Origin of the sequence: Methylobacterium sp. Leaf99, assembly GCF_001422375.1 — a bacterium.
GTDB lineage: Bacteria > Pseudomonadota > Alphaproteobacteria > Rhizobiales > Beijerinckiaceae > Methylobacterium.
Genome location: NZ_LMMU01000008.1, coordinates 293,760 through 317,424 on the forward strand (window position 1 = coordinate 293,760; position 23,665 = coordinate 317,424).

At 67.8% G+C, this 23,665-nt stretch carries 22 protein-coding genes and 1 tRNA gene; 12 read left to right on the forward strand and 11 right to left on the reverse strand.

The genetic code is table 11. The annotated features are described in order from the left end of the window. Positions 1-173 precede the first annotated feature (173 nt). From ASF28_RS16380 to ASF28_RS16390, 3 genes are all read right to left on the reverse strand, one after another. Positions 174-656: a hypothetical protein gene (locus tag ASF28_RS16380; RefSeq protein WP_056094914.1), complete on the reverse strand. Its 483-nt coding sequence runs from the start codon at positions 654-656 to the stop codon at positions 174-176. Then, positions 646-1,539, reverse strand: a complete 894-nt coding sequence (locus ASF28_RS16385) for a ParA family protein (protein ID WP_056094916.1) — start codon at positions 1,537-1,539, stop codon at positions 646-648. The genes ASF28_RS16380 and ASF28_RS16385 overlap by 11 nt, the downstream gene beginning before the upstream one ends. Positions 1,540-1,751: 212 nt before the next feature. Then, on the reverse strand, positions 1,752-2,384 hold the full coding sequence (locus ASF28_RS16390; protein ID WP_056094919.1) for a 2OG-Fe(II) oxygenase: 633 nt from the start codon (positions 2,382-2,384) through the stop codon (positions 1,752-1,754). A 170-nt stretch (positions 2,385-2,554) separates the two neighbouring features. Here ASF28_RS16390 and ASF28_RS16395 point away from each other — a divergent pair, with 170 nt between their 5' ends. Together ASF28_RS16395 and ASF28_RS16400 are read left to right on the forward strand one after the other, a co-directional pair. Then, positions 2,555-2,845 carry a hypothetical protein gene (locus ASF28_RS16395; protein ID WP_147708956.1) on the forward strand — a complete coding sequence of 97 codons (291 nt, stop codon included), beginning with the start codon at positions 2,555-2,557 and terminating at the stop codon, positions 2,843-2,845. 144 nt (positions 2,846-2,989) lie between these two features. Then, positions 2,990-5,092: an ABC transporter ATP-binding protein/permease gene (locus tag ASF28_RS16400; protein ID WP_056094921.1), complete on the forward strand. Its 2,103-nt coding sequence runs from the start codon at positions 2,990-2,992 to the stop codon at positions 5,090-5,092. 4 nt (positions 5,093-5,096) lie between these two features. Here the strand turns inward: ASF28_RS16400 and ASF28_RS16405 are convergent, their stop codons facing one another. Genes ASF28_RS16405 through ASF28_RS16415 form a run of 3 tightly spaced genes read right to left on the reverse strand, consistent with a single transcriptional unit; the run spans position 5,097 to position 6,683 of the window. Beyond that, positions 5,097-5,813 (reverse strand): LrgB family protein, encoded by a 717-nt coding sequence (locus ASF28_RS16405; protein ID WP_056094923.1) that lies wholly within the window; start codon positions 5,811-5,813, stop codon positions 5,097-5,099. Beyond that, the gene (locus ASF28_RS16410; RefSeq protein ID WP_056094926.1) at positions 5,810-6,205 is read right to left on the reverse strand and encodes a CidA/LrgA family protein; all 396 of its coding nucleotides are present in this window, start codon (positions 6,203-6,205) and stop codon (positions 5,810-5,812) included. The genes ASF28_RS16405 and ASF28_RS16410 overlap by 4 nt, the downstream gene beginning before the upstream one ends. A gap of 10 nt (positions 6,206-6,215) precedes the next feature. Further along, a complete protein-coding gene (locus ASF28_RS16415) occupies positions 6,216-6,683 on the reverse strand; it encodes a tellurite resistance TerB family protein (protein WP_056094929.1) in 468 nt (155 codons plus the stop codon). A 230-nt stretch (positions 6,684-6,913) separates the two neighbouring features. Here ASF28_RS16415 and ASF28_RS16420 point away from each other — a divergent pair. Further along, a tRNA-Thr gene (locus tag ASF28_RS16420) sits at positions 6,914-6,989 on the forward strand. A gap of 235 nt (positions 6,990-7,224) precedes the next feature. On the opposite strand, the gene ASF28_RS22615 is transcribed toward ASF28_RS16420, so the two are convergent. Both ASF28_RS22615 and ASF28_RS16425 read right to left on the reverse strand, forming a co-directional pair. Then, complete coding sequence (locus ASF28_RS22615; protein ID WP_147708921.1) at positions 7,225-7,413, reverse strand: hypothetical protein; 189 nt, start codon at positions 7,411-7,413, stop codon at positions 7,225-7,227. Positions 7,414-8,247: 834 nt separating this feature from the next. Continuing rightward, positions 8,248-11,040: an EAL domain-containing protein gene (locus tag ASF28_RS16425; protein WP_244475052.1), complete on the reverse strand. Its 2,793-nt coding sequence runs from the start codon at positions 11,038-11,040 to the stop codon at positions 8,248-8,250. Positions 11,041-11,416: 376 nt separating this feature from the next. Here ASF28_RS16425 and ASF28_RS16430 point away from each other — a divergent pair, with 376 nt between their 5' ends. Then, positions 11,417-11,764 (forward strand): hypothetical protein, encoded by a 348-nt coding sequence (locus ASF28_RS16430; protein ID WP_338011695.1) that lies wholly within the window; start codon positions 11,417-11,419, stop codon positions 11,762-11,764. Positions 11,765-11,794: 30 nt separating this feature from the next. Here the strand turns inward: ASF28_RS16430 and ASF28_RS16435 are convergent, their stop codons facing one another. Further along, on the reverse strand, positions 11,795-12,832 hold the full coding sequence (locus ASF28_RS16435) for a hypothetical protein (protein ID WP_056094935.1): 1,038 nt from the start codon (positions 12,830-12,832) through the stop codon (positions 11,795-11,797). Positions 12,833-13,134: 302 nt separating this feature from the next. Between ASF28_RS16435 and ASF28_RS23030 the strand changes: the two genes are divergently transcribed. Then, a complete protein-coding gene (locus ASF28_RS23030) occupies positions 13,135-13,296 on the forward strand; it encodes a hypothetical protein (RefSeq protein WP_200912685.1) in 162 nt (53 codons plus the stop codon). A 66-nt stretch (positions 13,297-13,362) separates the two neighbouring features. Here the strand turns inward: ASF28_RS23030 and ASF28_RS16445 are convergent, their stop codons facing one another. Both ASF28_RS16445 and argC read right to left on the reverse strand, forming a co-directional pair. Beyond that, the gene (locus ASF28_RS16445; RefSeq protein ID WP_056094941.1) at positions 13,363-14,406 is read right to left on the reverse strand and encodes a cytochrome-c peroxidase; all 1,044 of its coding nucleotides are present in this window, start codon (positions 14,404-14,406) and stop codon (positions 13,363-13,365) included. A 128-nt stretch (positions 14,407-14,534) separates the two neighbouring features. Beyond that, on the reverse strand, positions 14,535-15,473 hold the full coding sequence (gene argC, locus ASF28_RS16450; RefSeq protein ID WP_056094943.1) for an N-acetyl-gamma-glutamyl-phosphate reductase: 939 nt from the start codon (positions 15,471-15,473) through the stop codon (positions 14,535-14,537). A 193-nt stretch (positions 15,474-15,666) separates the two neighbouring features. Between argC and ASF28_RS16455 the strand changes: the two genes are divergently transcribed. From ASF28_RS16455 to ASF28_RS16485, 7 genes are all read left to right on the forward strand, one after another. Next, a complete protein-coding gene (locus ASF28_RS16455; protein WP_056094945.1) occupies positions 15,667-16,167 on the forward strand; it encodes a hypothetical protein in 501 nt (166 codons plus the stop codon). Positions 16,168-16,240: 73 nt separating this feature from the next. Then, positions 16,241-18,463, forward strand: a complete 2,223-nt coding sequence (locus ASF28_RS16460; RefSeq protein ID WP_244475053.1) for a glycosyltransferase family 2 protein — start codon at positions 16,241-16,243, stop codon at positions 18,461-18,463. 126 nt (positions 18,464-18,589) lie between these two features. Further along, positions 18,590-19,909 (forward strand): SLC13 family permease, encoded by a 1,320-nt coding sequence (locus ASF28_RS16465; protein WP_056094948.1) that lies wholly within the window; start codon positions 18,590-18,592, stop codon positions 19,907-19,909. A gap of 167 nt (positions 19,910-20,076) precedes the next feature. Further along, positions 20,077-20,478, forward strand: a complete 402-nt coding sequence (gene sdhC, locus ASF28_RS16470) for a succinate dehydrogenase, cytochrome b556 subunit (RefSeq protein ID WP_056094950.1) — start codon at positions 20,077-20,079, stop codon at positions 20,476-20,478. 11 nt (positions 20,479-20,489) lie between these two features. Beyond that, positions 20,490-20,894, forward strand: coding sequence for a succinate dehydrogenase, hydrophobic membrane anchor protein (gene sdhD / locus ASF28_RS16475; protein ID WP_056094953.1), 405 nt, complete (start codon positions 20,490-20,492; stop codon positions 20,892-20,894). A 29-nt stretch (positions 20,895-20,923) separates the two neighbouring features. After that, a complete protein-coding gene (gene sdhA / locus ASF28_RS16480; RefSeq protein ID WP_056094956.1) occupies positions 20,924-22,738 on the forward strand; it encodes a succinate dehydrogenase flavoprotein subunit in 1,815 nt (604 codons plus the stop codon). Between the two features lie 64 nt (positions 22,739-22,802). After that, entirely contained in the window at positions 22,803-23,606 is an 804-nt protein-coding gene (locus ASF28_RS16485) for a succinate dehydrogenase iron-sulfur subunit (protein WP_056094958.1), read from the forward strand. The last annotated feature ends 59 nt before the right edge of the window (positions 23,607-23,665 follow it).

Below are 23,665 nucleotides of genomic sequence, written 5' to 3' on the forward strand. Positions count from 1 at the left end.
CGGGCTCGCTCAGGCGGGTCCGGCCGGGGGCAGGATTCTCGAAAGGCGTCCGTCCGATCACGACGAAAAAGGGGTCGCCGAAGGGCGGCCCTTTTTTCGTGACGTCCAGACATCGGCTTGAGGGGACGCGGCTCGGACCGATGGGGACAGCGTCGAGCGGTGGCGCCGAACGATCAATCCCCGGCCTTGCGTTTACCTTTGCGGGGGCGTGGATCGTGATCCTTTCCATCCCAGCGCGCGGTGAAGGCGGGACTCCCGATGGCACGGACCGCCGGAGCGGCGGCCGGGAGGGAGAGGCGCGGCGTCCGGGCCACTTCGCCACCGGCGTGCGGTTCGGCGCCGCCCGCCAGCGCCACGATCTGGCGGCGCAGCCAATGGGGCGGGGCCGTCTTTCCATCGGGATGCCGCGGATCGAAGCGGACCACGAGATTCCGTGTTTCGGCCTCGGTGAGGTCATCGACCACGAGGGTGAACACCTCGTGTCCGAGTACCTCGTACACCCGGCGCAAGCCGGACAGGGGAAAGGTCTTCGCCTTCAACTGCCGGATCACCAGCATGCGGGCGGCCCTGTCGGCCTCCCCGCCGATGTCGGGAAACGCGTCCGGCGCCGCCAGGATGGCCTTCAGGATCGCCAGGCCATCGACGTCAAGCGGCACGGAAGATCTCCTTCACTTCGCCGATCAGCGGGCGGAGGATGCCGGACACGTGCGGCCCGTACTTGGCGGAGAAGGTCGGCGGGACGGCGCGCGGCATCAGCGCTTCCGCCAGGGAGGCGGCCTGCGGAATCCGTGTGGCAAGGAGTCGGAACCCGGCATCGTCCGATGCCGCTTCGGCCTCCAGCCGCGCGAGGATGTGCTGATGTTGCCGAACCTGCTGCTGGAAACGCGTCACCAGGACATGCGGCGGCCGCCGGGGCGCGGAGCCGTCCTCGTCCCGCCCCTGCTCCCAGACGATCTGGACGAAGGCATCCAGCCCGTAGGTGGAGAGATAATCGGGAATCGAGGCGACGAGCACGAGGTCTGCGCCGCGGATGGCCACTTCGGTCATCGGCGAAAGGCCGGGTGCGCAATCGAACAGGACATAGTCGTAGGCCTGCGCCAGGGGCCGGAATTCGTCCGTGAAGATTTTGCGCAGCTTGGCGTCGATTCCCCGCATGGACAGGTTCCGGGCGGTCAGCGCGTAGAGGATTTCCCGTTCGACCAGGCGCAGGTGCGGCCCCGCCGGAAGCAGGGAGAGGGCGAGGGGCTCGCCCCGATGCATCGTCACGCTCACGCCGGCACGGATGCGCGGCTGGAGCAGGGGTTTTTCGCGGGCGATCAGCTTGAGGGCGAGGTAGGCTTCCAGGGTTCGCCCGTGCGCGATCAACTCGGCCAGCAGCGCCTCGCCCGCGAGGCAGACCGATACGCTCGCCTGTGGATCGAGGTCGACGACGAGCACGCGGGCTCCGTCGGCGGCCAGGGCCTCGGCCAGCATGATGACCGTCGTGGTCTTGCCCACGCCGCCCTTCATGTTGGCCACCGCGATCAGTTTGCCGGTCATGCCCCGCGACCCATTCCGCGCTCGTCTCCTCGGACCCGGTCTGCTCTTCCGAAGTTCGGAGCTTTATCGGGCGCTGGAGCGACTACGTAGTCGAAGGAGCGGGACGAGTCTTGGCTGATCAGGTCAGGCTGGCGACAATCCTTGTGTACATCAAATCCCGATCGCGGCGCTTGCGAACCCGCGTCCGCATCGACTGGTCGGTCCGGCCTCCCTCAGCGCCCGAAGATGCCTTTCAGGAACTGCGCCGTCCGGTTGCGCTTCTTCTTGCGCTCCAGCTCGGCCGCGTCCTTGACCCAGGCGACCTGCACCACCCGGCGCTCGCCCTCGAACGGCTCGTGGCCGTGCCAGGAATTGTCGGACCGCAGGAAAGCGAACATCGTGCCCATGGTGGGCGGCACCTCGACGGCGAAGGGCTCGTAGTTCTTGCCGTCGTAGAGCACGCGCAGGCGCCCGGCGGCGGGCGCGTCCCAGGCGTCGTTCATGTAGACCAGCAGGGTCATCACCTTCGACGGGCCATCCGTGTGGATCGAGCCGTACTTCGGCTGGCTCTTCTTCATGATGGTGGTCAGGCGCGGGCACGAGACGAGGTCGAGGCCGAACTTCTCGCCGAGGATGCGCGAGAACTCGTCGCTCTCCAGTTCGTCGATGAGCGCCTTGAACCGACCTTTGAGACCCACTTCGTCGACGGTGAGGTAGCCGGGCTTGGCGATGGTGGGGAAATCCTCGCGGATCGCGTCGATGGCGCCGTGGTCGAGCACATCCGTCCCGAGGAAGAAGGTGTACGGCTCGCGCGACACGGGAGCGGCGCGCACGGCCTCGAGGTTGAGGATAGAAAGTCCCGACATGGTTGCCCCTGTACCGTTCCGTACACTGATCGGCGCCGGCTGGCGCAACAGTCGGTGGATAGAGCGCCGGATTGCGGCAAGCGGACGGCAGGGGACGGTGCTGCCCTTTTCGCGACCCATGGAAACTGCCATGCTTGGCCGATCGGAACCATTCTGAACGGCGCCCCGCCATCGTGACGAGATGCTTCGCCCTCGCCCTCTGCGTCGTCCTGGCGACGCCCGCGAGCGCCCAGACCACCGGTCGCATGACCTGTGCCGATGCCATGGCGCTGGTGAAGCGCCAGGGAGCAATCCTCCTCGATACCGGCAACCAGACCTTCCAGCGCTTCGTCCGCGACCGCAGCTTCTGCGAGATCACCGAGATCGCCGATCTCCGCTTCGTGCCGACACGGGACAACCCGGAATGTCCCATCGGCTACCGTTGCCGCGAGCCCGATTACGGCGACTGGGACTGGCAGTGATCGCTCGCGGTTTCGTGGATCGATCCGGCCGGGGGGCGCTGCGCGTGCGCGGCCACGATCTCGCCACGACCCGCCGTCACTCCCGCACCCCTGAACTCCGCCACGGCGCGCGGACCTGAAGATCATCACAGGGAGAAGACGCACGTGGCCGTATTGAGGACGGGCCTCGGCCTGCAGGCTGCCGTGACGGCGTTGTTCGCGCTCGTCCTGCTGGCGTTACCCGGGGAAGCGGCGGCGCCCCTCTACGTGTCCTTGAGCGGTCTCGCCATGGCGGGGATCCTGCTCGCCTCGGGGAAGCTCTCGGCCTACCTGAAGGTCTTCGTCTCGGTCTACGGCGTCGGTTACCTGTTCCTCGCGGGCGCCAAGCAACTCGCGGCTTTCAGCCTGCTTCCGACGACGCTGGCCGCCCTGCTGCCGCCGAGCTTCGCCGCCACCGGAGCGGTGGTCTTCGCCGGAATCGTCCTGGCGGTCTCGCATCTCGAGCCGATCCGCGCGATCACGCTCATCGCCGACCCCTACTTCGCCACCACCGACAAGCCGACGCGGGAAATCGGGCCGTTCCGGCTGTTCGGCTCCACCGAGGGCAAGATCGGTCAACGCCTCGTCGCGCTGTCGATCTTCGTCACCTTCGCGCAGGTCGCCCTGCAGCTGCGCCTGAACTTCTGGTTCCGCGACCTCTTCAACGCCCTGCAGGAATACAACGCCGACGCATTCTGGTATCAGCTCGTCTGGGTGTTCACGCCGCTCGCCACGATCTGGGTCGTGGTCGGCATGTTCGACACCTTCGTCGACGCCTCCCTGCATATCCGCTGGCGCACCTGGCTCACCCGCAGCTTCTATGGCCGCTGGCTCGACGCGGGCACGCATTACCGGGTGCCGTTCACCGACGAGCACGCGGACAACCCGGACCAGCGCATCCAGAGCGATGTGAACCTGTTCATCTCGCAGACCACGACGCTCTCCATCCGGCTGCTGTCCCAGGCCGCGACCCTGGTCTCCTTCATGGTCATCCTATGGGGCCTGTCGCGCGATTTCGTGCTCCCTTTCACCGACACCGTCGTCCCGGGTTTCCTGGTCTGGCTCGTCGTCGGCTACGCGGTGGTGGGCACCTGGCTCACCCACATCATCGGCCGCCCGCTGATCGGGCTCGACTTCCGGCAGGAGAAGGTGGAGGCCGATTTCCGCTTCTCGCTGGCCCGCACCCGGATCTACGGCGAGCAGATCGCGCTGCTGCGCGGCGAGCGCGCCGAAACGGTACGCCTCGGCAGCCTGTTCCACGAGATCGTCGACAACTACCTCGGCATCATCGTCCGGCGGATCAAGCTCGGCAGCTTCACCCTGTCCTACAGCCAGATCAGCGTCGTCTTCCCGTATATCCTGGCGGCACCCTCCTACTTCCTGAAGAAGATCACCCTGGGCCAGTTCCAGCAGACCGGTGATGCCTTCAGCAGCGTGCAATCCTCGCTGTCGTTCTTCATCAACTCCTACGTGACCATCGCGGCCTACCGGGCCAATACCAACCGCCTGTCCTCGTTTAAGCGCGCGATGACGAAAGCCGAGGCCATCGGCGGCACCGGCGAGAGCCTGTTCCAGGGGAACGACACGCGCGGCGACGTCACCGCCGCTGGCCTCACCCTCGGCCTGCCGGACGGGCGCACGATCGTCGCGGCGGATACGCTCACGATTTCCAAGGGGGGAGCGACCCTGCTCACGGGTCCGTCGGGTTCGGGCAAGTCGACCCTGTTCCGGGCGATCGCGGGCATCTGGCCGTTCGGAAAGGGTCGGATCGACCTGCCCAAGGGCCAGTCCGCCCTGGTGCTGCCGCAGCGACCCTACATTCCCCTCGGCACTCTGCGTGGGGCCGTAGTTTATCCGGCCACCACCGACCAGTTTTCGGACGACGCGATCCGGGACGCCCTGGCGGCGGCGCAATTGCCGCAGCTCGTCGACCGCCTCGACGAGGTCGATGCCTGGGACCAGCGCCTCTCGGGGGGCGAGCAGCAGCGCCTCGCCGTCGCCCGCGCGGTTCTGGCCAAGCCCGACTGGCTCTTCCTCGACGAATCCACCGCCGCCCTCGACGAGCCGACCGAGGCGGCGATCTACCGGATGCTGCGCGCGCGCCTGCCCGAGACCACCATCGTCTCCATCGGCCACCGCTCGACCCTGCACGCCCTGCACGACCGGCGCATTGACATGCGTGCCGGCGCGGATGGCCGGTTCGTGCCGACGCCCGTGGCGGCAGAGTAACCGTCTATCGAAGGAAACTCACGGCGATGGGGGCCAGCATCGCCGTGAGGAAGGCGTTAAGCCCGAGCGCGATGCCCGCGAAGGCACCGGCCACCACATCGACCTGGAAGGCGCGGGCCGTGCCGACCCCGTGGGCGGCGAGCCCGGCGGCGAACCCCCGGGCGCGCATGTCGCGGATGCGCAGGAGGTTCATGAGCGGGGTGACCAGGATGCCGCCGGTCATGCCCGTCAGCATGACGATGACGGCGGCGAGCGTCGGGTCGCCGCCGAGGGTCTGAGCGATGCCCATGGCGACACCCGTGGTGACGGATTTCGGCGCCAGCGACACGATCACCTCGCGCGGCACCCCGAAGAGGTGGCCGAGGGTCAGGGCCGAGGACAGGGCGACGACGGAACCGACGACGAGGGCCGCCAGCATCGGCGCCAGGGCGCGAAGGACCGTGGCGCGGTACTCGTAGAGCGGGAATGCCAGGGCCACGGTGGCCGGCCCCAGGAGGAAGTGCACGAACTGCGCGCCCTCGAAATACGTGGCGTAGGGTGTCCGCGTCACCTCCAGCACCGCGGCCGTGAGGGCGATGGCCACCAGCACCGGGTTGGCCAGGGGATTCCGGTTCGTCGCCGTGGCGATCCGGTCGGCCACGACGTAGGCCACCAGGGTCACGGTGAGCCACAGGAGCGGCGTCCGCGACAGGTAGACCCAGACGGCGAAGTCGCCGGTCACGCCCCCTCCCCCGAGCGCATCCAGCGCGAGACCCAGACGAAGGTGAGAGCCGTGGCGGCGAGCGTCGTCAGGGTCGAGACCACGACGATGACGGCCAGGGCCGCCCCGTGCACGGCGAGCACGTCGAGGCGTCCGACGATGCCGGCGCCGGCCGGCACGAACATCAGGGAGAGGTTGGCCAGGAGCCCGCGCCCGGCGCCCTCGAGCTGCCCGTTCACCAGGGGCGGCGGCAGGATTTTGGCCGCGACCCGCGCGTAGCGGTCGCGGACCACGAGGAAGACGAGCAGCAGGGCCATTCCGATGACGGGGCCGGGCACCGGCACCCCGGTGGCCCGGGCCAGGGCCTCGCCCAGGAGCTGGGCCGCCAGGATCAGGGTCAGGCCGATGATCATGAGACCGTTCCTACGGAACGGCCGCGAGGGGATCTCCGGCGCGGGCCTTGGCGATGCCGGCCTCGTCGAAGCCGAGCAATCCGCCGAGGCGCCAGACCAGGGCCTCCTCGAACTCGTGGACGGTCCCGTCGGCCGCGGCGACGGACCACGCCATGGCGAGCAGCCGCGCCTTCTGGTCGTGCCCGGCTTCGTGGCCGATCATCTCCACCAGGGCCGCCATGTCCCGGGTCTGCGCATCGAAGGCGGCGGCGCGCGCGATCAGGGCTTCGGCCTCGCCCCGGGTTTCGGCGAAGCGCCCCTCGACGAGACGGGCGAGGCGCTCGGTCTCCTCCGGTGCCAGAATGCCGTCGGCCCGTGCCACGTGGACGAGGAGCGCGATGGCGGCAAGGCGCTCGTCGGCCCCCTCGGCGACGTCGGCGGGCTGCCCGAGCCCGAAGGCGTCGGCGGCATAGGCGCGCAGGCGGGCGAAGAGCGACATGGCGATCCTTTGAAGACGGTCCCCAACCCTTCGAATCCGCGGGAGCCCCCGTCAAGCAAGCCGGCCCGCCCTGCCCCGGCCGACCGCACGATGCCCGCGCATAGTGTCCCGCCTGCATCGCGACACCCCGTAACCGCCGCGCCGTCCCGGACCATCTTGCCAATTCCGACCCGGCCGGATATGACCCTGCCAACGACGCCGCGCCGACCTTCCGGTCCGCACCGCCTCGCGCCGCAATAGCTCAGCTGGTAGAGCACCTCATTCGTAATGAGGGGGTCGGGGGTTCGAATCCCTCTTGCGGCACCACCGATTCCCCACTGCAGCGCCCGGCCGGAAACGCCCGCTCTTCGATCAGCTCGGAGAGGCGTCCGCGGACCTCGACCCGCTGGTGGCCCGTTCCCTGAAAAGCAGCACGGGTCGGGTTCGATCCAGGGGCGAACCGAGCAACGATCGCGCCGTTTCGTCGTAAGACGATGAAGGGGACGGCCTGGGACGACAGGTTTTACGCCCGCCGCAGGCCGTCCACGATTCCGAGCCGTGATCAGCCGAAGGAGCTGAAGCCCTCGAAGCTCTCGGTATGGAAGGCCGCGAGATCCGCGTCTTCTGCGGGTGTCGGGGAAACGTCTTCAGACGGTATGTCCGGCATTCGCTTGAGTGGGTTTGGATGGATCTCGTCAGAGACAGATGCGAGCGGCGAGGCGGAGCGATCGTGCTGCACGTCTTTGGTCATCCAGGCTCCTCAGGTGGTGCGCCGCACTTACGGCGAAGCTTGAGATAGCCCGATCCGTCCTGATTCGGGAACCGTGCACAGGTTGCATGTGCCATGAGCCTCGGTTCTGCGCTTGGCAGGAAGCGGCCCCACCATGGCCGGCCGACCTTCTCCAGCGACGGCCTGCTCCAGCGCTTCCAGGCGTCACTGTCGCGTCTCGGGCGGAGACGGGCCGCACGGGTTCTCCACGATGGAGGCTTGTGCCGTCGTCACGCCGTTTCGCCGAGGTGCGCAGCCCGGGAGCGGGTCACGTTCATGACCCAACGGGCCTCCATTCGAATTGGACCTCGGCGGCCGGGTTCGATGCGAGCTGCTTGCCGAGGTTCCTGCGTGGCGGGTGGGTTCTGACCAAAAGGGCGAACGAGGCCCGCATCCATCCTCAAACCGGTCGCCGGCCCCCGACCGGCTTCATCATGTGGGTTCGGCGCACCGTCTCGCCCACTCACCAGCACCATGCTAGTCCAGCAGCATGACACGCTGGCTTCAGATCACTCTCTTCATCCTCCTGATCACGCTCGGGGCGGTCACCTTCTGGTGGTTCACACAGGCCCCACCGGTTGGTGGGTTGGCGCAGTAGCAGGGTTCTGCTCCGCCAGCTCGGTGCGCGATGTCATTCGAGGAACGGCGGAACAGATGCGACCCGCATCAGGGGACCTGGAATCGCCGTCTCGGCCTGCTCGCGTAGGCGGACCTCATGCCGACGCACGAAAAGCCGGAGCCCGAACCACCGAAGACAACCATCGTGAGGAGGGCAAGGCCGACGGGGACCGGACCATCGGATCACGCCCATCGACCCTAGGCGACGGCCCGCGACGGGATCGGCCGGGTTCCAGACCAGCGCGCGATCGTCTCCGGCACGGTGGCGGCAGGGCCGGGCTTCGCGATGAGGTAGCCCTGGCCCTCGTCGCAGCCCTCCGCCTGGAGGCGGTCAAACTGGGTCTGGGTCTCGATTCCCTCGCCGGTGGTCCGCATGCCCAGGCTGGAGCCCAGTCCGATCACTGCCCGGACAATGAGACCGGAATCGGATGCCGGCGTGATGTCGCGCACGAACGACTGGTCGATCTTGATCTTGTCGAAGGGAAAGCTGCGCAGGTAGCTCAAGGACGAGTAGCCCGTGCCGAAATCGTCCATGGCGATGCGGACCCCGAGGCGCCTCAGGGCGTGCAGGGTCGCCAGGGTGGCAACGTTGTCCTTGAGCAGGACGGATTCCGTGATCTCGAGTTCGAGGCGCTCGGGCCGAAGCCGGCTGGCCGCCAGGGCCTCGCGCACGGAGGCGACGATGATCTCGTCGCGGAACTGCACCGCCGAGACGTTGACCGCGACCTTGATGCCGTCGGGCCAGCGCATGGCCTCCTGGCAGGCGGTCTTCAGGCACCAGGCGCCCAGTGGCACGATGAGGCCGATCTCCTCGGCGATGGTGATGAATTCGCCCGGCGAGACGAGGCCGCGCGTCGGGTGGATCCAGCGCACCAGGGCCTCGAACCCGCCGATGCGCCGGGCCCGGAAGTCGTAGATGGGCTGGTAGTGCAGCTGGAATTCGCCGTTGGCCAGGGCCTCGCGCAGGTCGAGCTCGAGGGCACGCCGGGCCTGAAGGCGGATGTCCATGTCGATCTCGAAGAAGCGCCACGTGCCCCGACCGTCGGCCTTGGCACGGTACAGGGCGACGTCGGCGTTCTTGAGGAGCTTGTCGCAACTGGTGCCGTCGCCCGGTGCGAAGCAGATGCCGATGCTGACCCCGACGCTGACCTGATGTCCGTCGAGGGTGTAGGGCGTGCTGATCACCTCGACGATGCGCCGGGCCAGCACCGCGGCGTCGTCCGGGCGATGGATGTCGCTGAGGATGATCGCGAATTCGTCGCCGCCGAGGCGCGCGACCGTATCGACCTCGCGCACGCAGGCACCGAGGCGCTCGGCCACGGCGCGCAGGAGCGCGTCGCCGACGGGATGCCCCAGGGTGTCGTTGACCTCCTTGAACCGGTCGAGGTCGAGGCAGAGCACGGAGAACCGGCTGCCGCGTCCGAGATGGGCCAGGGCTTCGTTGATACGCTCGACGAAGACCGTCCGGTTCGGCAGGCCGGTGAGCACGTCGTGGCGGGCCATGAAGGCGATGCGCGCCTCCGCCTGCCGACGTTCGGTCACATCCTCGTAGGTCGCCACCATCCCGCCGCCGGCCACGGATTTGTGGGAGATGGCGATGATCCGGCCGTTCTTGAGATGCTTCAGGTCCCGTCCCTTGATCGTCCCCTCCGGTCCGGTCAGGGCAACCTCACGGCCCAGCGCCGCAATGCCCCCGAGGGCGACGAGTTTCTCGTGTGCGAGGCCGAGGATGTTGGAATCCGGCGGCAGATCGAAGATTTCGAGATAGCGGCGGTTGACGACGGTGAGCCGGCCCTCGGCATCGAACAGGCACAGGCCCTGGGACATGTTGTCGAGGGCCGTGTCCAGGCGCAGGTTGGTCGAGACGAGATCGGCTTCCTGCTCCTTCAGCAGGGTGATGTCGCTGCACACGGCCATGAAGCCGCCATCCTGGGTCCGGCTCCGACCGATCCGCAACCAGCGGCCGTCGCTCAGTCGGTGCTCGCCGTTCTCGTAGGAGGGGTGAAGGAGGGCGCGGGCGAGATTGGTCGAATCCGCTGTGGCCGCGGCGAGCTGCGCCACGGTGGTGCCGGGTGGGATCGAACCCGCATCCACGCCGAGATAGGATTCGGCCTGGCCGTTGGTGAGGGTGACGTGCCCCTCCGCATCCACCACCACGATACCCTCCTGCGAGGTCTCGAGGGCGTCGGCGAGGTGGGCCTCGGCGGTGACCCGTTGGGCGACCTCCTGCTCCATGGCGCTGCGGATGTTGGCGCGCATGACCTCCATCGAGGCGAGGAGCCGGCCGACCTCGTCGGCGCTGCCGGCCGGGATGTCGCCGCTGAGATCACCCGCAGCGATCCGCGATGCGACCTGGGAGGCATCGGCCAGGGGGCGGATGATGCGGCGGCCCAGGGCGTAGGCCACCGTGCCGGACAGCAGGATGGCGATGAGCGTGCCGATGAGGTTGAGCATCGTCTCGCGGGCGACGACCGCACGGGCCTCCTGCCGGTAGGTGAAGCCGTCGCCCGCGGTGTAGTTGATGAGAAGGTCGAAGTTTTCCTCGGCCGCCACGGCGTGCCGGTCGAGGGCGGCCCAGGCCGCCTCCTGACCCGGTCCGTCCGAGAGCTTCAGGCGCGCACCGAGCCATTCCTCGACCTCGCCGGCCACGGCCACGGCCGCCCGGCTCGCCCGGACCGACTGCGCCCGGTCGACGGCGATTTCGAGACTTTCCGTATAGGATTGTCGGAGGGCGGCGATCCGCTGGTTGAGGGCGCCGCGCATGGTCGCGTCGTTGGTCGTCCAGCGTCGGGCATCGGCGGCGCGCATGCCGGCGAAATCGGCGGCGGCCGCGCGCGCGTAATTGATCGACATCAGCGAATTGTCGAACGTCCGGCTCACGAGTTCGTCGGCGCGGCGGATGCTGGTGGCCGCGGACAGGCCGAGGGTCGCCGTAATGGTGCTGGTGACGAGGAACGCGATGGTGATGCGGCCGCGGATCGTGCCAAGCATCCGCCGGGCGCCGGCAAGGGCGGCATGCGGGAGTGGAGATTTGCGGTGAGAGGGAGCTCTCTCAGGGGGGATCATCGACAGGTTCCCGTGGCCGAATTCTTAGGTCTCGGCATGGAGCCCCAAGCCTTGGCAGCGACAGGTTAAGGTGACCTTGCGGTCCTGCAGCGGTCCCGCTGTCCGCCAATGCATGGCGACACTCCGATCGAACGGGTTTCGGCGTCCGACAGCACGGCGTACCCAGTGGACGCTGAAGCAGGTACTTAACCCGGTTTTTACTTCGCTGGCGGCACCGTGACCCCCGAATGGCAATGGCTGGGCTCGCCCCCCGATGTCTCGGCGCAGCGACATCCGGCCGAACCGCCGGACAGGAGGGTCCATGCACGCTCTGTTTCGTATCGCCGCGATGGCGGCCTTTGCGGCTACGGGCGCCACCGTCATGATGGTCTCGGCCATCGGTGGACGCGTCCACGAGGTCTCGCAGAAGGGGCGTGCGTTCCAGCCGGCGGCCCTCGTGATCAAGCGCGGTGAGACCGTGCAGGTTCTCAACGACGACGCCGACCTCCTGCACCATGCCTATGTCGACGCACCGGACTTCACGTTCGATTCCGGGGATCAGGAACCCGGCGAGAAGGCCAGGATCGTGTTTCCCGTCGCCGGAACCTTTGCGGTGCTGTGCGGCATCCATCCGAAGATGAAGCTCACGGTGACCGTCGAGGCGCGCTGAGGCCGCCACAGGCCGTGGCAGTGACCCGGCTCAGAGGATCGCGGAGCCGTACAGGGCTGCGTGGGCTCCGTAATAGAGACCGATGAAGCATGCGAGCGCCGTGGCGTAGCCGACCGGCATCGTCACGAGCCGGCGCAGGCGCTGCGGAACGGCCACGTCGTCCGCGGCGATGGCGACCATGGCGACGATGATCGGGGCATGCCCGATGGCGTCGATCTTGCCGAACTGGAAGATCGCGGAGACGAAGGCTGCGCCCAGCAGGATCGCGGCGATGCGGCGGATCAGGGGCGTGCAGACCAGGGCGAAGGCGAGGACGAACTCCACCGCGCCGGCGGCCTTCATGAAGTACTCGCCATCGAAGCCCATGGTCATGGCCGGGTGCTCGAGGAAGAGCGGGAACGTCCATTGGGGATAGGCCCATTTCTCGACGGACGCCCACATCAGGGTGATGGCGGCGGCGTAGCGCACCACGTCGAGGGGGCGCAGGCCGAACAGCTTCCGCTGGAACGTCGTCAGCACGAGGTAGACGGCGACGCCGAGGAAGATCGGGTAATCGGCGAGATGGAAGGCGCCGTACTGGCTCGCCGCGATGGCGAACAGCGCGACGATGCCGGCGGCTGAGAACGGCAGGGTCGTGCGCCATAGGAAGCCGGCCGCGATGGCGAGCTGCAGCCAGGGCAGCGCCGCGTTCGTCGTGGTGAGCTCCGGCGTCAGGATGACGCCGCCGAGGGACCAAAGGGCCACGAAGAACCCGCCGCATACGGCGCGGAACAGGAGCTCCGTGTTGGCGCGCGCCCAGCCCGTCACCCGGTCGAGGGATCGGGTCAGGGCCGCGCCGAGCACGGTGCCTTCGAGGAGCCCGCCGACCACGAGGGCGAGGACGGAGAGGGCGGCGAGCTTCTCGAAGTCGTCGCAGAGCACGGTCTCGAGTCCGCGCGGCGCTCCGACGACGTCGTAGGCGCAGAACCACTTCACATGTGCTTCGGCCGCACCTGCCCCAGTAAGGCTCAGGCAAACCGCGGCCGTCCAGGCTGCCGGGCGCGGCAGCCGTGCACTCGGGATACGCATCGGGGAAAATCCTGACGGAAGACTTTTACGGAAGACTTCGGAACGTCCAGCTCGGGGTCGGGATGTCGTCCCCGGCACGATGAAATCTACGCAATTTTAACGAGATGCGGAAGGTTTCCGTTAACAAAGATAACTCAATGGTTAACGCCATGCACCGTCTTTGGTCGGCCATCGGCTTACGCCGCTTTGCGGGCGCGGAAACCTTTTGTGAAGCGTGTGGAAGGGTTGAAGACCGGCCCGAGGAGTTCGGTAACCTGCTCGGGTTCAGCGTGCCGGTGTCGTCTCCGCTGGGGTGCCCGCCGATGGTCGTCGTTCTGAGTGCCACAAGTCTGTTCGCGGGCGGAGCCCTGTCGTACGCCTCCATCCGGGCGCCCGAACATACGGAGCGTTACGAGCTCTGGAGCGGTCGCCTGCTGCTGGCGGGCCTCGTCCTCGTCGGCGCGTGCCTCCCCCTCGCGCGCTGACGGTCGCCTCGCATGGGAATGGTCGTGATCGACGCCGCGTGAGGATTCGGGCTTCGCGCCGACGGATCAGCGCGGCGTGGGAGCGCCCGCCGTTGCAGAAGGGGCCGTGCTCGTCAGCGTCTGGAGAAAGGCGATCAGGTCGGCTTTCTCGGAGGACGTCAGGTTGAGGGGCCGGACATCCGGCGCGCGGCTCGGGCGATCGATGCCTCCGCGGTCGTAGAGGTCGATGACCGCCTCCAAGGTCGGCAAGGAACCGTCATGCATGTAGGGCGCCCGGATGGCGATGTCCCGCAGGCTTGGCGTCTTGAAGGCGTAGCGCAGGGTCCGTGAGGTCGGGAAGAAGGCGCCCCGCCCGATGTCTTCGCCCTGGCCGACGCCGATATCGTGGAACGAGGCGTCGGTGAACGCCGCACCGCCATGACATTCCGCGCAGCGGGCCTTGCCCGTGAACAGGCGGAACCCGTCCTGGGCCCGTATCGGAATCGCCCGCGTGTCTCCCGCGATCCAGCTGTCGAAGGCCGAGGGGCCCGGCCGGATCGTCCGCTGGTAGGTGGCAAGAGCCTGTTCGATGGTGGCGCGCGTGATCGCGTCGTTCGGGAACGCGGCGGCAAACGCGCGGACATAGGCGGCGTCCCCCCGAAGGCGCTGGATCAGGACGCTCTCGGGCAGATTCATCACCGTGGGTGACGTGATCGGCGTGAACGTCACGTGTTCCAGCGAGCGGAACTTGCCATCCCAACCGAGGATCGGTGCCATCGCCGCGTGCAGGAGAGTCGGCGTGCGCACCTTCATCGGCATGCCGACCTCGCCGATCCCGCGCGGCCGGTTCTCGCTCCAGCCCTTGGACGGATCGTGACACGAGGCGCAGGACATCGATCGGGTGCCCGAGAGGGCCGGATCGAAGAAGAGACGCTGACCGAGGACAGCCTTCTCGGCGCTGTAGGGATTGGTGGCGGGAAACACCGGCTCGTCCGGTGTCAGGAATGCCGCCCGCGCATCGGCGATATCGGACACGGCCTGGGCCGGTCCGGGAATCGTGCCCATGGCAAGGCTCGCCGCGTAAGCGACCAGCCCGGCCACCGCGCAGGCGCCACTGATCTTCCACCGCATCGTGGTCTCCTGAGGGACCCGGAAGGCTACCGCTCAGGAGTGAACAATTCGTCACCTCGGCCGGTCATACGTCGCAAGCTTCCGACTCCGCATGACCGGCAAGACCTGGGCAGCGCGGCAGTGGAGATTCAGTCGAGGCCGAGCATCAGGCCGATGTTCTGCACTGCTGCACCCGACGCGCCCTTCCCGAGGTTGTCCAGGCGCGCGACGAGGACAGCCTGGCCGTAGGGATCGGAGCCGAAGACCCGTAATTCGAGGCGGTCCGTGTCGTTGAGATCTTCCGGCTCGAGGCGCTCGGGATGCGGACCGGGGATCATGCTGACGAGGTCGGAGCCGGCATAGTAGGCTCGCAATGCCGCTTCGAGGGAGGCCGCCTTCGGCTTGCCCGGGAGCGTATCGAGGTGGAGCGGGATGCTCACCAGCATGCCCTGGCGGAAGTTGCCGACGGACGGAATGAAGATCGGCCGCCGCGTCAGGCCGCCATAGACCTGCGTTTCGGGCAGGTGCTTGTGGGTGAAGGCGAGGCCGTAGAGCTGGAACGGCGCCCCCTCCCCCGCCTCGTAGGTCTCGATCATGCCCTTGCCGCCACCGCTGTAGCCGCTCACCGCGTTGATGCTGATGGGTGAATCGGCCGGGATCAGGCCGGCCTCCACGAGGGGCCGGATCAGCGCGATGGCGCCCGTGGGATAGCAGCCGGGGTTCGCCACCCGGCGTGACTCGCGGATCGCCTGCGGCTGGCCCGGCGTCAGCTCGGGGAAGCCGTAGGCCCAGGCCGGATCGACCCGGTGGGCGGTGCTGGCGTCGAGGATGCGCGGTCCGCCGCCGGGCATGGAATCGGCGAGCGCCACCGTCTCGCGGGCCGCGTCGTCGGGCAGGCACAGGACCACAAGGTCCGCGGACTCCATCAGGGCGCGCTTGACCGAGATGTCCTTGCGGCTCTCGTGCGGGATGCTCTTCAGGGCGACGCGGTCCTCGCGTTCCAGGCGCTCGCGGATGCCGAGACCGGTGGTACCCGCCTCGCCGTCGATGAAGACCGTGGGCCTGTGCCCCGTACCGTACTCGCTCATTGCCGTGTCGTTCCCGCCGCTGGTCCGTCCGTGCCGTCGCCCCGCGTGATGCGATGCGGCGGCCGCCTTGTCGAGGCGATGCTATCGCCGGGCCAAAGGACGATTTCATGACAGATGGGGATGCACTTCCCAGCGTGGAACGCAGGGCTGCCCCTCCGGTTGTTTCCCGGAACCAGCAATTCGGGATGCGCCCATGTCCGCCACCGCGAAGAAGACCGATCCGGCCCTGTGGGAGAAGGTGAAGAAGGAGGTCACCGAATCCGACAAGGGCGGCAAGCCTGGCCAATGGTCGGCCCGAAAGGCGCAGGCCGCGACCAAGGCCTACAAGGATGCGGGCGGCGGCTACGCGGGCAAGAAGTCGTCGGACAACCACCTGACGGAATGGACCGAGGAGAAGTGGGACACGAAGTCGGGTGAGAAGAGCGGCGAGACCGGCGAGCGCTACCTGCCGAAGGCCGCCCGCGAAAAGCTCTCCGACGCGGAGTACGATCGGTCGACGCAGAAGAAGCGTGCCGATTCCGCCAAGGGCCGACAGCACTCGAAGCAGCCGGCCGACGTGGCGAAGAAGGCCGCGACGGCCCGCGACGCGGACGGGAGGACCAAGGCCGACCTCCTGGCGAAGGCCCGTGAGAAGAACATTCCCGGCCGCTCGAAGATGTCGAAAGGCGAACTTGCACAGGCCCTGCATGCCTGAGCCGGCGATTGCCGTTCCCGGGCGCGGCGCCTAGACCACGGGCGGATTCATCGTTCGAGGAAAGGCTCCCCACGTGTCGCGAACGGTGCGCTGCCGGCTCGATCCCGTCCATCAGATCGTGGCCGAGGCGGCTGGGGTGTGGCGCGCGGTCGGCTCGGATCCCTACTTCCGCATCCTGCCGCCCGAGGGCCGGCGCCGACATCGCGGCGGCTGGGTCCGCATCCGCGCCGACCTCGCGCCGCTGGGCCGGACCAAGCTGGTGCCGTTGCTCTACATCGACGACGGCCATGGATTTCGCGAGGCCCTAACGATTCCCCTCGAACGGGGCGAGGCCGGGATCGACAATCTCGTGCGCCTGCCGCGCCGGGTGCGCGGCTTGCGCCTCGATCCCCTAAGTGGCGCCGGAGGGTTCACCCTTCACGATGTCACCCTCGACCATCTCGGCTTCCCGGCCGCCTGCGCGGAGATCGCCCGGCGCCTCGTGGCGCGTCTGCCGCCCGCCGAACGTCCCCTCCCCCGCCTCGCCGCCCGCGTCGCGGGACTGATCCGGCGCCGCCCGACCCGCGCCCTATGGCGCGACTTCCTCGACGCTGCGAAACCGCGTCCGGTGCCGGCTTCCTACGCCGCCTGGATCGAGGCGGTGGAAACGCCCGGCCGCCCGTCCGTGCCCGCCATGCGGGCGGCCATCGCCGGATTCGGGTTCACCCCGCGCATCTCCATCGTGATGCCCGTCTACGACACGCCGAAGGTCTGGCTCGAAGCCGCCATCGCCTCCGTGCGGGCGCAGGCCTACAAGAATTGGGAACTGTGCCTCTGCGACGACAACTCGCCGAGCCCGCATGTTTGGCCGATGCTCCAGGCGTTCGCCGCCGCCGAGCCCCGGATCAAGCTGCACCGGCGCGAGCGGAACGGGCGCATCTCGGCGGCCTCCAACGACGCCATGGCGCTGGCGACGGGCGTCTACATGACGCTCATGGACCACGACGACGCGATCCCCGACAACGCGCTCTACGAGTTCGTCCGGGTCCTCAACGACGATCCGACCGTCGACTTCCTCTACTCGGACGAGGACAAGATCTCCGTCGAGGGCGTGCGCTACGATCCGTTCTTCAAGCCGGACTGGTCGCCGGAGGCCCTGGAGGCGTGCATGTACACGGCGCACTTGGCCCTCTACCGCATGGACATCGTCGCGCGCATCGGCGGGTTTCGCGACGAATGCAACGGCGCGCAGGATTACGACTTCGCCCTGCGCTACACCGAGCACGTCCGGAATGTCCGTCACGTGCCGAAGGTGCTCTACCACTGGCGCGCCATCCCGGGCTCCACCGCCCAGACCATGGACAACAAGGACTACGTCATCGCGGCGGCCGTGCGCGGTCTCGAGGACCGGGCACGGCGCACCGGCACCCTCGATTTCGTCCGCCCCTCCCCCTATGCCGGCTGCTTCTTCCTGCGCCGCAAGCTCGTCGGCGCGCCGCGCGTCTCCATCGTGATCCCGAGCGCCGGCCGCGACAGCGTGGTCGCAGGCCGAACCGTCGATCTCCTCGCCGAATGCCTCGCCAGCATCCGGGCGAAGAGCACCTATCGGGACATCGAGATCGTCGTCGTCGACAATGGCGACCTTCGCGCAGCGACCCGGGCCGCCCTCGAACGTCATGAGGCGCGGCAGGTCACCTACGCGGAGCCCGGCTTCAACGTCGCCGCCAAGATGAACCTCGGGGCCGGCGCCACCACCGGCGAGATCCTGGTCTTTCTCAACGACGACATCGCGGTGATCACCCCCGACTGGATCGAGGCGATGTTGGCGCTGCTCCAGATCGACGGTGTCGGCGCGGTGGGCCCGAAGCTGCTGTTCGAGACCGGCGAGATCCAGCACGCGGGCGTCTCCATCGTCGATGCCACGCCCGATCATGTCCGGCGCGGCTATCCCGGCGATGATCCGGGGCACTTCTTCTCCACGGTGGGTAACCGCAATTACCTCGCGGTGACCGGCGCCTGCCTGATGGTCCGGAATGACGATTTTGCAGCGCTCGGCGGCTTCGACGAGGACTACGTCGTCAATTACAACGACGTCGATCTGTGCCTGCGCCTTTGGGAGCGCGGCCAGCGCATCGTCTACTGCGCCCAGGCCGAACTCTACCACTACGAGAGCCGCAACCGCGCCCGCACCGTCGATCCGGCCGAGCATGATCGGTTCCGGGCGCGCTGGGCGGAAAAGATCCCGCACGATCCGTACTACAGCCCGTGGTTCGAGGCCCTTCCGCCGACCTTCGAACTCGACCCGGCACGGTTCTGAACGCGCCCGAGCCTTCGCTTGTCGCGAAGGCTCGGTGCCGGACTCCCGAATTGCGAACCAGTCTAATTCGCGGTTCTGTCCGCCCCTGGCGATGCGTGAAATGCGCTCCGCCACCGGAATCGCGGCATGCAGTCAGTCCAGAGCTTGGGGGGAGACGCGACGGTCTGGTTGACCGGCGCCCTGCTCGTGCTCTGCATGGGCCTGTGGGCGAGCGGCCTCGTGGCCGAGATCGTCACCGCCCTGCTGTTCTTTGCCGTGGCGATGCTTTTCCGGCTGGCGCCCGCCAATGTGGTGTTCTCGGGCTTCGCTTCGTCGGCGTTCTGGCTCGTGCTCGGCGGCATGGTCGTGGGCTTGGCCATGACCCGCACCGGCCTCGGGGATCGCCTGGCACGAAGCCTGTCGGACCACCTGTCGGGGTCCTACACGGTCTTCATCGCCGGCCTGGTGGCGCTCGCCTTCGGGATCGCCTTCGTGATGCCGTCCAACCTCGGGCGCATCGCCCTGCTGGTGCCGGTGGTGCTCGCCCTCTGCGACACCTACGGCCTCGGCCCCGGGCGGCCCGGCCGCCACGGTGCCGTCCTGGCCGTCGGCGTCGCCACTCCGATCCTGTCCGCCGCGATCCTGCCGGCCAACGTGCCCAATCTCGTCATGGCCGGCACGGCCGAGGCCCAATACGGCCTGCACCTCGCCTACCTGCCCTACCTCCTCCTGCACGCCCCGGTGCTGGCCCTGGTGAAGGGCGCGATCCTGGTCGCCTGCGTCGTCCGGCTGTTCCCCGACCGACTCACGGTTGTGGATGACGGCGCCCTCGCCGTCGCGCCGATGACACCGGAGGCGCGGCGTCTCGCCGTGATCCTCGTCGCCACCCTCGGCTTCTGGGTCACCGACAGCCTGCACCACATTGCGCCGGCCTGGATCGGACTCACCGCGGCGGTGATCTGCCTGATGCCACGCATCGGCGTGCTGCCGGCCGACGCCTTCGGGGCCGTCAACCTGCGCACCTGCTTCTACGTCGCGGCCCTGCTCGGCCTCGTCGCCACGGTGAACGCCACCGGACTTGGGGCCAGCCTTGGACATGCGCTTCTCGCCCTTGCGCCCCTGGCGCCCGACGCGCCGGCCTACAATTTCGGTATTCTCACCGGCATCAGTGCGGTGCTCGCCCTCGTCGTCACCGCCAACGGCGCGCCGGCGCTCTATACGGCCTTGGCCGGCGAGATGGCGCGAGTGAGCGGCCTCGATCTCGCCAGCGTGGTGATGGTGCAGGTGGTCGGCTACTCGACCCTGTTCCTGCCCTATCAGGCGCCGCCCATCGTCATGGCGATGGATCTCGGGCGTGTGCCGCTGGTGCAGGCGACGAAGCTCACCCTGGTGCTCGGCGCGGCGTCGCTGCTCATCGTCGCACCGCTGGATTACGCCTGGTGGCGCGTCCTCGGGAGGTTGCCGTGAAGCCTCCGCGCCCGACTTACGATCCGAGAAAACTGTCGCCACTCCCGTTCCTCCGCGACAGGTTGCGGATTGGCGCCTGGCCACGGGCAGATTAGAGACGATCCAAATTCTTTTTGCACTGCAGCGTCGGCATGGCGCGCAACCACCATCGAGGACCGCGAAACACGATGGCTCCCACCGCCCGACCCACGGTCACAGCGCCGCTCTCGCCACACCTCCAGATCTACCGCTGGACCTGGACCATGGCGATGTCGGTGTTCCACCGCATCACCGGCACCGCGCTCTACGGCGGCACCGCCCTCGTGGCGATCTGGCTCGTCGCCCTGGCCTCCGGCCCTGCGGCCTATGCCTGGGTGGCGTGGTTCTTCGGCTCGATCTTGGGCAGGCTGGTGCTGTTCGCCTACACCTGGATCCTGATGCACCACATGCTCGGGGGCTTGCGCCACTTCGTCTGGGATGTCGGCCAGGGTTTCGACCGCGCGCGCCGCATGAATCTCGCACGCGGCACCCTCATCGCCTCCGTGATCGCCACCGTGGCGATCTGGGCCGTCGCCCTTCTCGTGCGCTGAGGACCTGATCCATGGCCGAGACCGCAAAGACCTCCCTCCGCACCGCCCGCTCCCGCGTGAAGGGACTCGGCGCCTCCGGGCACGGGGCCGGGCATTGGTGGCAGCAGCGCGTCACCGCAGCCGCCAACGTGCCCCTGATGATCGGCTTCATCGTCATCATCGCGATGATGGCCGGCCGGCCCTACCCTGAGGCCGTCGCCCTGGTGTCGCACCCCCTGGCGGCCCTCATCCTCATCGGCGGGGTGATCTCGGTGACCCTGCACATGCGCATCGGCATGCAGGTCGTCATCGAGGATTACGTCCACGACAAGGGCCTGAAGTTCGCCGCCCTGTTCGCCAACACCACCTACGCCGTCGCCGTCGCGGTGGCCTGCCTCTACGCGATCCTGCGCGTGAGCCTCGCCCGCCTCGTCTGACCGCATCCGAGAACCGAAGGGACTTTCCCATGGCCAGCAACGGATCGAACGGCGCCCCCGCCTACACGATCAACGACCACACCTTCGACGTGGTCATCGTCGGGGCCGGCGGTGCCGGCCTTCGCGCCACGGTGGGCTGCTCTCAGGCGGGCCTGCGCACCGCCTGCATCTCGAAGGTGTTCCCCACCCGGTCGCACACGGTGGCGGCACAGGGCGGCATCTCGGCCTCCCTCGGCAACATGGGGCCGGACGACTGGCGCTGGCACATGTACGACACCGTGAAGGGCTCGGACTGGCTCGGCGACCAGGATGCCATCGAATACCTCGTGCGCAACGCCCCCGCGGCGGTCTATGAGCTCGAGCATTGGGGCGTGCCGTTCTCGCGCACCGAGGAAGGCAAGATCTATCAGCGCCCCTTCGGCGGCATGACCACCGAGTACGGCAAGGGCACCGCCCAGCGCACCTGCGCCGCCGCCGACCGCACCGGCCACGCCATGCTCCATACGCTTTACGGGCAGGCGGTGAAGAACAACACCAACTTCTTCATCGAGTACTTCGCCCTCGACCTCATCATGGACGAGGACGGCCGCTGCCTCGGCGTCATCGCCATCGATCAGGCCACGGGTGAGATCCACCGCTTCCGCGCCCAGCAGACGATCCTGGCCACCGGCGGCTACGGCCGCTCGTACTTCTCGGCCACCTCCGCCCACACCTGCACGGGCGACGGCAACGCCATGGTCCTGCGCGCCGGCCTGCCGCTGCAGGACATGGAGTTCGTGCAGTTCCACCCCACCGGTATCTACGGTGCCGGCTGCCTCATCACCGAGGGCGCCCGCGGCGAGGGCGGCTACCTCACCAACTCCGAGGGTGAGCGCTTCATGGAGCGCTACGCGCCGAGCGCCAAGGATCTCGCCTCCCGTGACGTGGTCTCGCGCTCGATGACCATGGAAATCCGGGCCGGGCGCGGCGTCGGCAAGGGTCAGGACCACATCTACCTGCACCTCGACCACCTCGACCCGGCGATCCTGCACCAGCGCCTGCCCGGTATCTCGGAATCCGCGAAAATTTTCGCGGGCGTCGACGTCACCAAGGAGCCGATCCCGGTGCTGCCGACGGTCCACTACAACATGGGCGGCATCCCGACGAACTATCACGGCGAAGTCCTGACCCTGAAGAACGGCAACCCCGACACGGTGGTGCCGGGCCTGATGGCGCTGGGCGAAGCCGCCTGCGTCTCCGTCCACGGCGCCAATCGCCTCGGCTCGAACTCGCTCATCGACCTCGTGGTGTTCGGCCGGGCCGCGGGTCTCCGCTGCGCCGAGATCGTCGAGCCGGGCCGGCGCCAAATGGACCTGCCGAAGGACTCGGCCGACAAGGCGCTCGCCCGTCTCGACCGCTTCCGCTACGCCGACGGCGCCACGCCGACCTCGGAGCTGCGCGCCGAGATGCAGAAGACCATGCAGAATAACTGCGCCGTCTTCCGCACGGGCGAAGTTCTGGAAGAGGGCAAGACCCTCATCCACAAGGTCGCCTCGGGGCTCGCCGACATCCACGTCACCGACCGCTCGCTGATCTGGAACACCGACCTCCTCGAAACCCTGGAGTTCGACAACCTCATCGGCCAGGCCGTGGTCACCATGGAATCGGCGGCCAATCGCAAGGAGAGCCGCGGGGCGCATGCCCGTGAGGACTTCCCCGATCGCGACGACAAGGAATGGATGAAGCATACCCTCGCCTGGATGGACGACAAATCCAAGCAGGTCACCATCGATTACCGCCCGGTGCACACCTACACCATGTCGAACGAGATCCAGTACATCGAGCCGAAGGCACGGGTGTACTGAGGAATCAGTACCGCACGTGCTTCCAACGATGAATTTCTCGAGACGGAATTAGGCACGCCAAATCATGGCTCAGTTCAACCTTCCCAAAAACTCGCAAATGACCGAGGGCAAGACTTGGCCCCGGCCCGTCGGCGCCAACAACCTCCAGGAATTCCGGATCTACCGCTGGAATCCCGACGACGGGAAGAACCCCCGCGTCGACGTGTATCAGGTCGATCGTGACGATTGCGGACCGATGGTCCTCGACGCGCTCCTGTGGATCAAGAGCAAGGTCGATTCGACCCTGGTGTTCCGGCGTTCCTGCCGCGAGGGCATCTGTGGTTCCTGCGCCATGAACATCGAGGGCCAGAACGCGCTCGCCTGCACCATGGGTATCGATGAGTGTCAGGAGCACGCCAAGGGCAAGAAGACCGGCGCCGTGCGGATCTACCCGCTGCCGCACATGCCGGTCCTCAAGGACCTCGTGCCGGATCTCACGAACTTCTTCGCCCAGCACGCCTCCATCGAGCCATGGCTTCAGACCGAGACCCCGGCTCCCGAAGGCGAGTGGAAGCAGACGCCCGAGGACCGCGCCCAGCTCGACGGCCTCTACGAGTGCATCCTCTGCGCCTGCTGCACCACCTCGTGCCCGAGCTACTGGTGGAACGGCGACCGCTTCCTCGGCCCCGCGGCCCTGCTCCAGGCCTATCGCTGGCTCATCGACAGCCGTGACGAGAACACCGGCGAGCGCCTCGACGCCCTGCACGATCCGTTCCGGCTCTACCGCTGCCACACGATCATGAACTGCGCCAACGCCTGCCCGAAGAGCCTGAACCCGGCGAAAGCCATCGCCGAGATCAAGAAGATGATGGTCGCCCGCGAAGTTTGATTCGCGTTGCGGCGGGAACGAAGAAGGGGCGCGCGGTGGAAACCGCGCGCCCCTTTTTT